The following is a 13,137-nucleotide window of genomic DNA, read 5'->3' as shown; positions in this document are numbered from 1 at the left end:
CAATTTTTGAATGGATTCAGGGTGAGGCGATTTATTGCAGCTCAGCAAAGGCGGAAAACGGCTGTGAAGGTCCGCGAAGAGCGTCTATGGGGGCGAAGTCGTCGGTCAGAACGATGGTCTCGGCGGCGGCGATTCGGGGGTGCAGGTCGGTTTTCGGCCAGCGGACCCAGCCGCTTTCCATCGCCAGGGAAAGGGACGGCGCGGTCTGCCCGGCAATCAGGACATAGGGCTGCACGAAAGGAGACCCCGCCCGGTCGCGACGCATCCATAGATCAACCTCGGGAAACGTGGTTTCCAGGGTCTTGAACAGATGAAACAACAAACGGGGCGTATCGCCGTTGTCCACCACGGGCAGCATGTAAATGCCATCATGGGTCATCCGGGCGGCGAGTTGGTCGTGAAACTCCTGGGTCATCATCGTGCTCGGCAACGTACGACTGCCGACAATCAGGTCGATCCCGCCCACATCGGGCAGGCTCTCGACCAATCGCCGTCCGTCCCGGTGATCCAGCTGAATGGCTGGCGAGGGGCGAAAATTCAGACGCACGGCCGCCATTCGCGACACCACGGGGGTGGGGTCGGAAACCAGGAACATCCCCGGCGGAATGCGCCCAAAGTAGCGCTGCACCCAGGCATGGGGCAGGGGGGATGCGCCGCCATTGAGGATCAGGCTGCGGGGGGGGCGCTCCGCACCGAAATATAATCCTGCGTAGGTGTCAATGAATTGATCGGTCGGGGCCAAAAGGTGCGCGACATTTTCCCGGTCCACGAGGCCCAGGGATTGGTTATCCAGAAGCAGCCGTTTGGCCTCGGGCAGGGTGCGGATGTCGAGGCAGCCGTCGCGGGTCTCGGCGTCGCAATGGGGAAAGCCTTCCCAGGATGCGGGCAGGGCATATCCACCCAGGGTCAGCCCCACCAGGAGCAATGCCCGCCGGGGGGCGGCCAGGGCCAATCCCAAGGCAAGCACGCCAAAAAGCACGGCAAGGGCGATGAAGGTGCCGGAGGTGCCCAGGTGATCGATAAACAGGAACTCGGACAACATCAGGCCCACCGGTACCCCCCAGGCCGCCCGGAGAAGGGGGCGCCTTGCTCCGGTCAGCACGGCCAGGGCGAGACTGCTTTTGCCGAGCAGCCAGAACAGCGGTCCGAACAAGGCACCACCGAGGACCAGGCTGTGCAGCGCCGTGATATCGGCCACCCTGCGCAGGGCGAAGAGGACGTGGGGAAATCCATGGGGCAGGGCGAGCAACCACAGACAGGACAGGGCCAGCCCCCAGGCACTGCGCCATTGCCAAACTTTGGGCTGCGGCGTGGAGCCCGGACGACCGGAAATGCCGAAGATGAACCCCGCCAGAGCCACCGCCAGGACCGGGGTCCAGACGGCAGTGGATGAGCCGAGCGTGGGGGCCACAAGTCGACCTGAAAAAGCCAGCAAAACCGTCTCGCCCGCCACGACCAGCAGGAGAACAATCCCGTAGAGCAGACGCAGGCCCATGGAGCCTCCTCAAAAACCCGTGAATTCATTGTTCGCACGGCGCGGAATGGATTACAGCCCGGAAAACATGGTGTAGGATATCACCGAAGAACACAACCAACCCGGCGGTGGTCGACTGAAATAACGAGGTTCATGATGCTGAAAACCGTATTGGGTGGGCTGATTCTCGCCTTTTCCCTGCTGCTCACATGCCCCGTTCAGGCGCGCATGGACACGGAAATGGCGGACCCGCCGCCGTCCATGGATGAACCGCGGAAAGTTTTGCTGGGACTCAATACCAAGGACCCGCAGGCGGTCAATAATCTGCTCTATAACGCGGTGAATGTGCAGAAATTCTATGGCATGGACAATGTGCAAATCGTCGTGGTCGCCTGGGGGGCCGGGGTGCGCGCCCTGTTGAAGGAAAGCTCGCCGGTGGCCGAACGGGTTTCCAGCCTGCAACAGTATGGAGTCACCTTTTTGGCCTGTGGCAATACCCTAGATACCCTGCACAAAAGCCAAGCGGACTTGTTGGATGATGTCGAGGTGGTGCAGGCCGGCATCCCGGAAGTGGTTGAGCGCCGTCTGAACGGCTGGATCGACATCATTCCTTGAACATATCAAATAATGCCCATTGGGCGATGAAACGGGAGACTTGACTTCATGATGAAAAAAATGCTCTTTGTGGGAATGTTCTTCGCGACCTTGATGATCGGACCGGTCAACGGGGCTCAGGCTCTGGAAGAGAATCTCTTGCCCCTGGCCCCGATGGGCGACGATGGGCTCTACAAGCAGTCCTGGATGCCCGAAACCTTCCTTGATCTGAAAGAGGATTTCATCGACGCGACCAACAAGGGCAAGATGCTGGCCCTGATATGGGAACAGAAAGGCTGTCCCTATTGCAAGGAAACCCATTTGGTCAATTTCCGTCATCCCGACATGGTCAACTACATCAAGGAGAACTTCGTGGTGCTCCAGATGAACATGTGGGGCGACCGTGAAGTGACCGACTTCGACGGCGAGGTGATCAGCGAAAAGGAATATGCCCAGAAGTACGGCATTTTGTTCACCCCGACCATTCAGTTCTTCCCGGCCACCCGCGAGGAAATGGAGGGCAAGAGTGGCCCGGCGATGGAGGCCTTCCGGCTGCCCGGCTATTTCAAGAATTTTCATCTCAAGAGCGCCTTCATGTTCGTCAAGACCGGGCGCTACAAGGAGCAGAATTTCCAGCGTTATATTCTGGAGCGTTCGGCGGAAAACAGCGGCGCGAGCCCACAATAAGACACGTTGCCCGGGGATCGCGAAAGAGGAACGAGACACCATGTCCAAGCGGGCCATTCTATTGGGCGGCGGCGGTCACGGAGTCAGTCTGGCCGATGCCGTGCTGTGTGAAGGCTACACACTCGACGGCGTGTTGGACAGGGAACTGGTGATTGGCAGCGAAATCCTGCCCGGCCTGAAGGTGATCGGTGGCGACGACCGACTGGTCGAATTGCATCGCGACGGCGTGCGGTATGCCTTCATCGGCGTCGGCGGGGCGACCGACAATCGGTTGCGGAAACATCTGTATGAAGCCGCTGTCGCGGCGGGTTATGAATTGCCTGCGGTGATTCACCCGGATTCTTCGGTCGGGCCGGGCTGTCTGCTCGGTCCGGCTGTCCAGATTCTGGCCGGCTCGTCCGTCGGGTCGCGCTGCTTGATCGGGGCCAATGCCATTGTCAACCAGGGGGCCGTCGTCTGCCATGATTGCGTGATCGGGGATCATGCCCATATCGCGCCCGGCAGCACTTTGGGCGGCTCGGTGCACATCGGCCGAGAAGCGACCATCGGCCTGGGCGCGACGGTGCTGCTGGGGGTGATGGTCGGCACGGAAGGTTTCGTTCACATGGGCGTCCGCGTGACGCACAGCGTTCCTGACGGCCATCAAATCAATGGCAGGGGCGAAATTTATCCCTTGAGTGCGTAGCCCCGCCCTGTCAACTCAGGGTCTGTAGCGCCGGGAAGGTTTCCAGAATCCAGTTGCTGATATTGTTCAGGCCACCGGTGAGAATCAACGCTCCGGTGAGTACCAGCAATCCGCCCAGGGCCATTTCGATTTTCCCCAGATGGCGGCGGAACCTGGCCAGGAAGATCATGAAACGTCCGGCAAAGGCGGCGGCTAGCATGAAAGGAATCCCCAGCCCGGCCGAGTAGATGGACAGCAGAATGATGCCGTCCCAGATATTCTCGCCCATGGCCGCCTGCATGAGGATGGTCGACAGTACCGGGCCGACGCAGGGTGTCCAGCCGAACCCGAAGGCCATGCCGATGAGGAACGCGCCGACCACGCCAGCGGGCTTGTTTTCAAGATGGAAGCGCTTCTCGAAATTGAGAAAGCCGATCTTGAACAGGCCCATGTAGTGAAGTCCGAAAATGATGATCAGGATGGCCCCGAAAATGGCGAATTCCCGTTTGTGCTGCCCCAGAAAACCGCCAATGGTGGTGGCTCCGGCCCCCAGACTGACGAAGACGAAGCTCAGTCCGAGCACGAAAAACAGACCTGAAATGATGGCCCGACGGGTGGTTTCGGCGGTTTTTTCCGAGGTGGCGTCGGTCAAATCTTCCAGCGATGCACCGGAAATGAACGACAGATAGGCTGGCACCAGCGGCAGGATGCAAGGTGCCAGAAAGGTCAGGATGCCAGCGACCAGCGCCGTACCATAAGAAACGTCCATGCCCATGTGTGGGAACTCCGGAAACGGGTGGTGGCGCTAGGCGCCGACCACCTTGATGCTGCGGTTGGGGGGCAGGTCGATGACCTTCTTGCGTTCGATGTAGCTGGACACGATGTCCCAGATCGGCGGTCCTTCGGTGCCTTCGTTGACTGACGCCCAGCCGCCGACGGTGTAGCTTTTCGAGGCATCCACCTTCTCACCGCTGGCCAGCAGGGTCATGTCGGAAACCCGGTTGCCGATGCTCTGGTGGATATCGAAGGTGAAGCCCATGCCGCCGACCCGCACCATGTCGCCGCCTTGTTGATAATAGGGGTCCGGATTGAACAGGTTGTCACCCACGTCCTCCAGAATCGCCTTGATCGTCTGGCCGGTCATTTCGGAGCGGTAGCAGGCCGGATAGGTGATGCCGGTCTGGTGATAGACATGCTCAACCAGAATGTCCGAGCCTGGGGGCAGGGACGAGCCCCAGCGGAAGCCCGGAGACAGAGAAATCTGACAATCCCGTTCCTCGATGATCGACTGACAGATCAGGTCATCGAAGGTGCCGTTGAAGTTGCCGCGCCGATAGAGAAGCGATTCAGTCCGACCAAGCACCCGGTTGACGTCCTGCTCATAGGGGGCGCGGATGTTCTGCACCAGGGTGGCGATTTCCGGATCGGGGGTAATGGCGTCGGTGAACACCGGCATCAGCTTGAACCGGTAATCAGAGACCCTTTTGTTCTCCACCTTGACGTCGAGCCGGGCCAGGAACTTGCCGTGCGAGCCGGAAGCCACCATCAGGGTATCGTTGACCTTGATCACGTCGGGAATGGCGTCGTGGGTATGGCCGGTCAACAGCACGTCGATGCCCTTGACCCGTGAGGCCAGCTTGCGATCCACGTCGAAGCCGTCATGGCTGGCCAGGACGATCAAGTCAGCACCTTCATCGCGGGCCTTGTCCACATGCTCCTGAACCCGCTCTTCGCGGATGCCGAAGGACCATTTGGGCATCATGAAACGTGGATTGGCAACCGGCGTATAGGGGAAGGCCTGACCGATGACCGCGACCTTAACCCCGGCGCGGTCGAAATAGGCGTGACTGTCGAATACCGGTTCCTCGAAATCGTTGTCCACCACATTGCCGCACAGGAACGGGAAATTGAGCATCTCCACCAGTTCCTTGACCCGCTCTTCGCCGTAGGTGAACTCCCAGTGGGCGGTCATGGCATCGACCCCCAGGGCGTTCATGGCCTTGACCATATCCTCGCCACGGGTTTTCAGGGCCGTATAGGAGCCCTGCCAGGTGTCGCCGTTGTCGATCAACAAGGTGTTGTTGGGACGCTCGGCGCGGATTGATTTGATCAGGGTCGCCATCTGGGCCAGACCGCCGACCCGGCCATAATCCTTCGACAGGTTGGCGAAGTCGGTGCTGGTCAGGGCATAGGCCGCCGGAGTTCCAGCTTGCAGGCCGAACATCTTCAAAAAGGCCTCGCCGGTAATATGCGGCGGCAGACCGTTCACTTCACCCACACCGAGATTGACGGAGGGTTCACGGAAATACAGCGGCATCAACTGGGCATGAATATCGGTAAAATTGAGCAGGGTGACCTGGCCCAGGGAATCGAACTTCAGTAGCTCTTCCTGAGTGATCTTGCCACGCGCGGCGGCGGCTGAAATGCCCCCCAAGGGGCCGGCAAAAGCCGCTGTAGCAGCGGCGATCTGAAGGAAATCGCGTCGGGTCAGCATGAAAACCTCGTCACTCTGATCGTGAAAGGGAATTTATAAAAAAGAGGCGGCGAGCGCTCGTGGCAATACTCACCGCCCCATTGTCGAAGGACACTCGAACCTTACTTGCGGACCGACGGCGCTTCCGAGGGAAGGTCGTTGGAACGCCAGGCTGTGAACAGCTCCAGGTTGGTGTATTCCTCAGAACCGCGTTCGTAGGGCTCGGCGCGAATGTTGTCGTTGCAGCCCTTGAAGCGGCGATGCAGAGAACCCAGCTTCTGCCACTTCAGACGGTAGGTCGGGAACCCGTTGACCATGCCATAGCTCAGAATCTCGGCACGGATCATGTTGCCCGGATTATCCATGTGGCACATGCTGCACGCCAGATCCATTTGTCCCCGACGCTGGAAGTAGAACTCCCGGCCTTTCTCGAAGAACGGCTTGGCGGGGCCATCAATGGAAACGTTCAATGGCATGCCACGGGATTGCAGCTTGATCAGGGCGATCATGCCGAGCATTTGGTCGGATTCCCATTTCCAGTTCTTGGCTCCCATGCGTTCGGTCAGGCATTCGCTGACCCGATGCTGCAAGGCGGCCATCTTCTTGGTCTTCTCGTAGTAGATCGGATAGGTCACCGACAGACCCTTGAAGCTGGAAACGTCCCCATGACAATCGGCGCAGGATTTACCCACACTGCCATTGGGCTTGCTCCAGTTGACTTCGGCTTCCTCAACCCACTGGAAAGACGGATTTTCAAAATCGTCTTCCTGCATGTTGCGGGTTTCGACGGTCGAATAGACATAGCCGGACCGCTTGTCGCCGACGATGTGGTCTTTGACCCGGGGGTCGTCCATGATGTTGTCGAACGGGCCGGCTTGGGCCGAGGCATTGACCAGCACGAAGCCGGTCAACACACTCAACAGTCCCATTTTAAAATGCCCCATGACGTTATTCCTCCCAAACATTATTATTCTAGGCACGAAAGCTGCTGATATTTCAGTTCACTTCGAGCTTCGCGTCGGCGCTGACACTCTGACCGTTGTCGTCGGACCAAGTCATCTTGAATTCGCCGCTTTCCGTCGCGCGATGAAAGAAGGCGATGTACGGGCTGGCCGAAACGGAGCCCTGCAAAGCCATGCCGAACACCGGCTTGCCATTGAAGGTGCATTCGAACTTGCTGATGATGTCGCGCGGAATCGGCTTGCCGTCCTTGCCCTTGCGCAGACCGCTTTCCATGTCGTGCTTGATCATGGTCTTGATTTGGAAGACCTCATCCTTTTTGGCGCTGCTCGGCACCTTCACACGAGGATTCTCTAAGGGTTTCGCCATTCTCAATGTACTCCTTGACGCAATTTGTTCAATCAAACCGAGGGAAATCAGCCGCCACAGCCGCCGATGGTCACCTTGGTTTCCTTTTTGTTGGAAATCACCGATCCATCGCTCAATTCAGCGACGGCCACGATGTTTTGTGTCTTGGCCATGCGAATGCGCGTGGAAACCTCGGCCTTGCCGCACGACGCGCTCAGTTCGAAGGAGCACACGCCCGGGGTCGGGTTGCCCTCGGCGAGAATGTGGATTTTCTTGACGTAGTTGTCGGCCGTCATGGGGCTCTCGACCTCCACGGTCACCGGCACGGTATTACCGTTTTCGGCAATTTCCGGCAACTTCAGGGAGACGCGCGCATCGCCTTCGGTCGGCGCCTTGCCGGCCCATTTAACAGCAAGCTCGGCGGCGGATTCGGGGGTCGCCAGGGCCGCGCGCGGGGCGAGGGCGGAACCGGCCACGGCCAGGGCGCCTCCGCCAAACATGCCCAGCATACCACGGCGGCTGAACGCCATATCGGTCGAACGCTGATCGGACATTCTCATTCTTCTCCTTAAATACTGCAAAAGGGTGGACGCTGTTATACAGCGATCAATTATCTTTCAATGTTTTCAGGTAAGCCACTACGTCTTCCACGTCCTGAGCGTTCAACATGGGCTTTCCCTGGAATTTTTTGGCGACCCGATGCAACCCATCGACCCGATAAAAAGCCGGCATCATGGTCGAAGGGTTGACGATTTTGGGATCGACCAGACGCAAACGCATGGCGGCCTCGGTCATCCGTGACCCGACACCCGCGAGGTCCGGGCCGATTTCCCCATGAGCCTCTTCTTCAGGAACGGGCATTCTGTGACAGGCAAGACAATTGCCCTTTTTTCGGCCTATGGCGGTCGCCTTGCCTTTGACAGGATCTCCGGCCACACCGGAAAGGTATTCGGGAATACCTTCTCCCACGACAAAAAATTCGACGAGTTCATCCGCCTTCGCACCGGTATGAGCCGATGTCGTGACAGTCAGCGCCAAAACGGCACCAAGAATGATCTTGGATCGCATAATTCCTCCCAGACTGATTTGCGGCTGTTTCAGCCATATGGTTTTTTAAGCAGGCCAGAGACCCTTGATCTGAAGATTAGTCGTCATGAACGTGGCAATCAACCAAAATATTGAAAATCTCGCGTATAATTCAGATAATGCGCAATTGAATGACGTGAGATGAGGGGCGGCAGGTGAATTCCACATTGAATTCATGATAGAATTGTTCAATGGGTCGGAATTCATGAATTCAAGGGGGCATGCACAATTTTCTGGCCCCTTGACCTCAAAATGTATTAGAGTGCGATTAATTAGGAAACACTAAACTAACCGTTAGCTCGGTTGGCAGGGATTTTACGCATTAGGCGCAGAGTGTTAGGGAGAGACGCAATGGGTAACACCGACGGCAAGAAGATGAGCATCATTGTCACCAAGGGGACGCTGGATTGGGCGTATCCGCCCTTTATCCTGGCGACCACGGCGGCCAGTCTGGGGGTCGAGGTGACTCTGTTTTTCACGTTTTACGGCCTGCAATTGCTCAAGAAAGACATGAGCCATTTGAAGATTTCGACCCTCGGCAATCCGGGTATGGAAATGCCGATGATGGGCATGCACATGGCGATGCCGAACATGGTTTCCATGTTGCCCGGCGTCGACGGCATGGCCTCGAGCATGATGAAGAGCCTGATCAAAAAGAAAGGCGTCGCTTCCCTCGAGGAATTGCGCGAAGCCACGGTCGAACTCGAATGCCGGATGATCGCCTGTCAGATGACGGTGGATCTGTTCGAATTGAAACATGAGCAGCTGATCGACGGTCTGGAATATGCCGGGGCCGCCACCTGGGTGGAAGTGGCCACGGAATCCGACATCAACCTGTTCATCTGAGTCAGGACCGGTTCCGGGCCATCCCGTACGGTCGGAGCATGAGGACACGACGGAAAACGTCGTGATGTGAGGGGAGGACGGCTTCATGCCGTCACCGAATAACAGGAAAGAGGAAAAACATGACTGTAGAACTCGACGCCAAAGGCCTGAACTGCCCGCTGCCCATCCTGAAAGCCAAAAAGGCCATCAAGGATCTGCCGGCCGGTGAAACTCTGAAGATCATCGCCACCGACCCGGGGTCGGTGAAGGACTTCGAGGCCTTCTGCCGCTCCACCGGAAACGAGCTGCTGGACAGTTCCGAGGATGGCGGAGTCTACACCTTCATGATCAAGAAGACTTCCTAATACTTTGAAAATCTTGATCTTTAAAAGAGGCGCGACAAGGATGGCCTGGGCTGTCCTGGTCGCGTTTTTTTTGTTTGAAACGGCGCTATCCGCCGCTGAGCTGATCATGTTTCATAAGCCGGGCTGTCCCTGGTGCGAGGCCTGGGAGCGTGAAATCGGCGTCATGTATGACAAGACGGACGAGGCCAAGCGGTTGCCGCTGCGCCGTCTGGATGTCATGGATGATCTGCCCGCGTCGCTGCACTTGAAGAGTCCGGTCAACTTCACACCGACTTTCGTGATTGTCGATCAGGATCGCGAGGTGGGGCGCATCCCGGGTTATCCGGGGGACGAGTTTTTCTGGTTCCTGCTCGCCGAAATGATCAAAAAGCTCGGTCAATAATCTCCTCAGAGTCGGTTTTTTAGCCTCACGCCCCCGTTTCCGAGGTCGGGGCCGCCTTGGGCCATGTTTTTGTGGCATTACGCACTGTTTTTGTGAAATAAATGAATATCATAGTCAGTGATGTCGTTGAACAAAGCGGGGCCTTGGAGGCGGGCGGGGAAAAATGGGCGATAAGGCAGACTCTTGGTCCGGCCAATTGGCCTCGCTTGTTCAGGATCTTGTCCCATGGTTTCGGGATGATGTCGTGGTTGAGGCTAATGGTCATGCCGCCACCGCCCTGGACCGAAGCGAGGCCCGGTATCGTTTTCTGGTCGAAAAATCCATCAGCTTCCTCTGTACCTGTGAAGATGGGGTGATCACCTATCTCAATCCGGCAGGAAGGCGCTTGGTAGGTTCTGCTGAATCCCTTGAGATCATAGGTTCCCCCTTCGCTGAGATCCTGCATCCGGATTACCGGCTCCTGGTGGCTGAAAACCTGTCCGAGCTGGCCGGGGAAGGGGACGTGGTGCCGATGAAGTTCCTGGATCGTCAAGGCCAGACCCTTGATGTGGAGGTGGCCGTGGTCTCCATGGGGCAGCCAGGGGCCTATGTGGTGCAGGCCCGCGATATCACATCGAGACTGCGGGCGGCGGAACGTCTGCGCGAACGCGAGGAGAGCCTGCGCGGCATTGTCGACACGGTGGCCGAGGGCATCATCACCACCAATGCAACAGGCCAGATCAGGGGCTTCAACAAGGCGGCGGAAGTGATTTTCGGATACAGCTCCTATCAGGTCATGGGACAGAACGTTTCCCTGCTGATGGACTCTGGTCACGGGAAGCGGCACCAGGACTTCATGCAGGACTACATCTCGGAGAAGGGGCGTCGTCCCCTGCGCACGGCGGCGCGACTTCTTAAGGGACGGCGCCGGGATGGCTCCCTGTTTCCATTGGAAATCGCCCTGAGCGCCTTGCATCGGGGGCGGGAAGCGCTGTTCACCGCCGTGGTGCGGGATGTGACCGAGCGTTTGCAGGCCGACGAGAGCTTGCGGCAGGCACAGGCGGAATTGGAACATCGGGTTGACGAACGGACCCGGGCACTGACCCAGGAAGTGGCCGAACGGCGGCGGATCGAGGAAAGTCTGCGGCTGACGGCTCGGGTGCTTGAAGCGACCAGCGAAGGGGTGGTGCTGACCGACCCTGAATTCCGAGTCACCAGCGTCAATCCGGCCTTTACCCGAATCACCGGTTTCACGGCCGAAGAGAGCCTCGGCAAGCGTCCGCGATTTCACACCAAACTCAAGCGCGACAAGGCCCTCTATGCCGAGATGCTCGACAGCATCGCCCAGCATGACCATTGGGAAGGGGAGATCTGGAACAAACGCAAAAACGGCGAACGCTATGCCCAACGCTTGTCCATTTCGACCATTCACAGCGACGAAGGGGATATCCACCAATATGCGGTGCTGATTTCCGATATCACCCGACGCAAGGAGGACGAAGAACGCATTCTTTATCAGGCCAACTTCGACGCCCTGACCGGCCTGCCCAATCGCGCCTCGTTCATGGAGCGGCTGGACCAGTCCCTGCAACTGGGGAAACGGCAGCGGCGCAAGGTGGTGCTGATGTTCATCGATCTGGACGGATTCAAGCTGGTCAACGATACCCTGGGGCATGAAATGGGAGATCTCCTGCTGACCCAGGCGGCGTCCCGGCTGCTCGATTGTGTGCGAACCTCCGATACGGTGGCCCGCCTGGGGGGCGATGAGTTCACCATCTGTCTGACCGAGATATCGGACGAATACGACACCCCCATTGTGGCTCAACGGGTGATCGACGCCCTGTCGCGGGCCTTCGATCTCAACGGTCAGGAGGCATTCGTCTCGGCCAGTGTCGGCATCACCACCTTTCCCGACGATGCCGACAATGCGACCGATCTGTTGAAAAATGCCGATGGAGCCATGTACCGGGCCAAGGAGAAGGGCAAGGACAATTACCAATTCTTCACCGCCGATATGAACGAGGAGGTGAAGGAGCGGCTGTTTCTCAAGAATGGCCTGGCCAATGCCTTGGAGCGCCAGGAATTCGTACTCTATTATCAGCCCAAGATGGGCCTGCAAGTGGAGGGGATGACCGGTGTCGAGGCATTGATGCGCTGGAATCATCCGGAGATCGGCCTGGTGCCGCCGGGACGCTTCATTCCGGTGCTCGAAGAAACCGGACTGGTCGTCGATGTGGGAATCTGGATTCTGCGCGAAGCCTGCCGTCAGCATTTGGAGTGGATCAAACAGGGATTGCCGCCGATCAGAATCGCGGTCAATCTCTCGGCCCGCCAGCTTCGCGACACGGCGCTGATCGGCATTTTCGAGGAAATCTTCAAGGATACCGGTCTCGGTCCCGATGCCCTGGAAGTGGAGATTACCGAAAGCATGTTGATGTCCGATCATGGACCGGTGATCAAGGTCCTGGAAGCCCTGCATGAAATGGGCCTGAAGGTGGCCATGGATGACTTCGGCACCGGGTATTCCTCGCTCAGTTACCTGAAACGCTTTCCCATCGACATCATCAAGATCGACCGCTCCTTCGTGTCCGATATCGCCATTGACAGCGACGATGCGGAAATCATCCGCACCATCATCAACATGGCCCAGAGTCTGCGGCGCAAGGTGGTGGCCGAAGGTGTCGAGGACGCCGAGCAGCTTCGAATCCTTCGTGACTACAAGTGCCACGAGGTGCAGGGTTACTTCTTCAGTCCCCCGATGCCGGCGCTGAAAATGAAGGATTATCTGCTGACCCTGGAATCGCCAAAAAAGCAATGAACCTTGTGCTCATCGGGAGGCCTTTTCGAGGAGGGTTTGACTGGCCTTGATGATACGTTGAACCTCCTGCGTGAGATTCAACGCCTTTTGTTGCTCCGAATCGGCCCAGATCACCGCCGCCACGTCGCTGGCTGCCCGGGCAGTTCCAGAGTGCCAGCGGGCGGCCATTTCCGTTACCGTGAAGTGATAATCCTCGCCGATCAGGTCCACCACATCCACCAGACCGCACAATTCGATTTCCAGACCGGTTTCCTCGCGGACTTCGCGTATCGCCGCCTGGGCGATGGTTTCTCCCCATTCCTGGTGGCCGCCGGGCAGGGTCCAGCGCCCCGCGTTGGGCCAATGTCCCCGTTGCACCAACAGCACGCGCGCGGCCTTCCAGACGACGACACCGACGGCGGAAACGGGCGTGGGAGGCATGGAGTCTCCAAGGCAAATTGTAATAACTGATTTTTTCAGGCTATCATGGTGTCCGTCGCCGA

Annotated in this window: 15 protein-coding genes; 7 read left to right on the top strand and 8 right to left on the bottom strand. The window is 58.1% G+C overall.

Annotated elements, in window-relative coordinates; genetic code table 11:
• Positions 1 to 31 precede the first annotated feature (31 nt).
• Complete coding sequence (locus tag ACYQ1P_RS13085; protein WP_460020783.1) at positions 32 to 1,495, bottom strand: fused MFS/spermidine synthase; 1,464 nt, start codon at positions 1,493 to 1,495, stop codon at positions 32 to 34.
• A gap of 135 nt (positions 1,496 to 1,630) precedes the next feature.
• On the opposite strand from ACYQ1P_RS13085, the gene ACYQ1P_RS13080 reads away from it, so the two are divergent.
• The 3 genes from ACYQ1P_RS13080 to ACYQ1P_RS13070 are packed head-to-tail and all read left to right on the top strand — an operon-like array spanning position 1,631 to position 3,440.
• Positions 1,631 to 2,089 carry a DsrE family protein gene (locus tag ACYQ1P_RS13080; RefSeq protein WP_460020782.1) on the top strand — a complete coding sequence of 153 codons (459 nt, stop codon included), beginning with the start codon at positions 1,631 to 1,633 and terminating at the stop codon, positions 2,087 to 2,089.
• Between the two features lie 48 nt (positions 2,090 to 2,137).
• On the top strand, positions 2,138 to 2,755 hold the full coding sequence (locus ACYQ1P_RS13075; RefSeq protein ID WP_460020781.1) for a thioredoxin family protein: 618 nt from the start codon (positions 2,138 to 2,140) through the stop codon (positions 2,753 to 2,755).
• A gap of 40 nt (positions 2,756 to 2,795) precedes the next feature.
• Entirely contained in the window at positions 2,796 to 3,440 is a 645-nt protein-coding gene (locus ACYQ1P_RS13070) for a DapH/DapD/GlmU-related protein (RefSeq protein WP_460020780.1), read from the top strand.
• Between the two features lie 10 nt (positions 3,441 to 3,450).
• Here the strand turns inward: ACYQ1P_RS13070 and ACYQ1P_RS13065 are convergent, their stop codons facing one another.
• From ACYQ1P_RS13065 to soxX, 6 genes are all read right to left on the bottom strand, one after another.
• Positions 3,451 to 4,194: a cytochrome c biogenesis CcdA family protein gene (locus ACYQ1P_RS13065; protein WP_460020779.1), complete on the bottom strand. Its 744-nt coding sequence runs from the start codon at positions 4,192 to 4,194 to the stop codon at positions 3,451 to 3,453.
• A 30-nt stretch (positions 4,195 to 4,224) separates the two neighbouring features.
• Positions 4,225 to 5,913: a thiosulfohydrolase SoxB gene (soxB, locus tag ACYQ1P_RS13060; RefSeq protein WP_460020778.1), complete on the bottom strand. Its 1,689-nt coding sequence runs from the start codon at positions 5,911 to 5,913 to the stop codon at positions 4,225 to 4,227.
• Positions 5,914 to 6,014: 101 nt separating this feature from the next.
• Positions 6,015 to 6,836: a sulfur oxidation c-type cytochrome SoxA gene (gene soxA / locus ACYQ1P_RS13055; protein ID WP_460020777.1), complete on the bottom strand. Its 822-nt coding sequence runs from the start codon at positions 6,834 to 6,836 to the stop codon at positions 6,015 to 6,017.
• A gap of 52 nt (positions 6,837 to 6,888) precedes the next feature.
• The gene (soxZ, locus tag ACYQ1P_RS13050) at positions 6,889 to 7,221 is read right to left on the bottom strand and encodes a thiosulfate oxidation carrier complex protein SoxZ (protein WP_460020776.1); all 333 of its coding nucleotides are present in this window, start codon (positions 7,219 to 7,221) and stop codon (positions 6,889 to 6,891) included.
• A 47-nt stretch (positions 7,222 to 7,268) separates the two neighbouring features.
• Positions 7,269 to 7,754: a thiosulfate oxidation carrier protein SoxY gene (soxY, locus tag ACYQ1P_RS13045; protein ID WP_460020775.1), complete on the bottom strand. Its 486-nt coding sequence runs from the start codon at positions 7,752 to 7,754 to the stop codon at positions 7,269 to 7,271.
• Positions 7,755 to 7,806: 52 nt separating this feature from the next.
• A complete protein-coding gene (gene soxX / locus ACYQ1P_RS13040) occupies positions 7,807 to 8,268 on the bottom strand; it encodes a sulfur oxidation c-type cytochrome SoxX (RefSeq protein ID WP_460020774.1) in 462 nt (153 codons plus the stop codon).
• A 369-nt stretch (positions 8,269 to 8,637) separates the two neighbouring features.
• On the opposite strand from soxX, the gene dsrE2 reads away from it, so the two are divergent.
• From dsrE2 to ACYQ1P_RS13020, 4 genes are all read left to right on the top strand, one after another.
• Positions 8,638 to 9,132: a sulfur carrier protein DsrE2 gene (dsrE2, locus tag ACYQ1P_RS13035; RefSeq protein ID WP_460020773.1), complete on the top strand. Its 495-nt coding sequence runs from the start codon at positions 8,638 to 8,640 to the stop codon at positions 9,130 to 9,132.
• A 119-nt stretch (positions 9,133 to 9,251) separates the two neighbouring features.
• The gene (locus tag ACYQ1P_RS13030; protein ID WP_460020772.1) at positions 9,252 to 9,476 is read left to right on the top strand and encodes a sulfurtransferase TusA family protein; all 225 of its coding nucleotides are present in this window, start codon (positions 9,252 to 9,254) and stop codon (positions 9,474 to 9,476) included.
• 106 nt (positions 9,477 to 9,582) lie between these two features.
• Positions 9,583 to 9,858, top strand: a complete 276-nt coding sequence (locus tag ACYQ1P_RS13025; RefSeq protein WP_460020771.1) for a thioredoxin fold domain-containing protein — start codon at positions 9,583 to 9,585, stop codon at positions 9,856 to 9,858.
• A 244-nt stretch (positions 9,859 to 10,102) separates the two neighbouring features.
• Positions 10,103 to 12,655 (top strand): sensor domain-containing protein, encoded by a 2,553-nt coding sequence (locus tag ACYQ1P_RS13020; RefSeq protein ID WP_460020770.1) that lies wholly within the window; start codon positions 10,103 to 10,105, stop codon positions 12,653 to 12,655.
• Between the two features lie 9 nt (positions 12,656 to 12,664).
• On the opposite strand, the gene ACYQ1P_RS13015 is transcribed toward ACYQ1P_RS13020, so the two are convergent.
• A complete protein-coding gene (locus tag ACYQ1P_RS13015; protein ID WP_460020769.1) occupies positions 12,665 to 13,075 on the bottom strand; it encodes an NUDIX hydrolase in 411 nt (136 codons plus the stop codon).
• Positions 13,076 to 13,137 lie beyond the last annotated feature (62 nt).

The organism is Magnetospira thiophila (assembly GCF_054657015.1).
The sequence above is the reverse complement of the archived record's forward strand: the minus strand, read 5'-3'. Positions and strand labels throughout refer to the sequence as shown.

Coding starts and splice junctions, on each gene's coding strand:
- ACYQ1P_RS13075 (WP_460020781.1), top strand. CDS start 2,138: ATGATGAAAAAAATGCTCTTTGTGGGAATGTTCTTCGCGACCTTGATG.
- ACYQ1P_RS13030 (WP_460020772.1), top strand. CDS start 9,252: ATGACTGTAGAACTCGACGCCAAAGGCCTGAACTGCCCGCTGCCCATC.
- soxB (WP_460020778.1), bottom strand. CDS start 5,913: ATGCTGACCCGACGCGATTTCCTTCAGATCGCCGCTGCTACAGCGGCT.
- soxX (WP_460020774.1), bottom strand. CDS start 8,268: ATGCGATCCAAGATCATTCTTGGTGCCGTTTTGGCGCTGACTGTCACG.
- ACYQ1P_RS13080 (WP_460020782.1), top strand. CDS start 1,631: ATGCTGAAAACCGTATTGGGTGGGCTGATTCTCGCCTTTTCCCTGCTG.
- soxA (WP_460020777.1), bottom strand. CDS start 6,836: ATGGGGCATTTTAAAATGGGACTGTTGAGTGTGTTGACCGGCTTCGTG.
- ACYQ1P_RS13070 (WP_460020780.1), top strand. CDS start 2,796: ATGTCCAAGCGGGCCATTCTATTGGGCGGCGGCGGTCACGGAGTCAGT.
- ACYQ1P_RS13085 (WP_460020783.1), bottom strand. CDS start 1,495: ATGGGCCTGCGTCTGCTCTACGGGATTGTTCTCCTGCTGGTCGTGGCG.
- ACYQ1P_RS13015 (WP_460020769.1), bottom strand. CDS start 13,075: ATGCCTCCCACGCCCGTTTCCGCCGTCGGTGTCGTCGTCTGGAAGGCC.
- dsrE2 (WP_460020773.1), top strand. CDS start 8,638: ATGGGTAACACCGACGGCAAGAAGATGAGCATCATTGTCACCAAGGGG.
- ACYQ1P_RS13065 (WP_460020779.1), bottom strand. CDS start 4,194: ATGGGCATGGACGTTTCTTATGGTACGGCGCTGGTCGCTGGCATCCTG.
- soxZ (WP_460020776.1), bottom strand. CDS start 7,221: ATGGCGAAACCCTTAGAGAATCCTCGTGTGAAGGTGCCGAGCAGCGCC.
- ACYQ1P_RS13025 (WP_460020771.1), top strand. CDS start 9,583: ATGTTTCATAAGCCGGGCTGTCCCTGGTGCGAGGCCTGGGAGCGTGAA.
- soxY (WP_460020775.1), bottom strand. CDS start 7,754: ATGTCCGATCAGCGTTCGACCGATATGGCGTTCAGCCGCCGTGGTATG.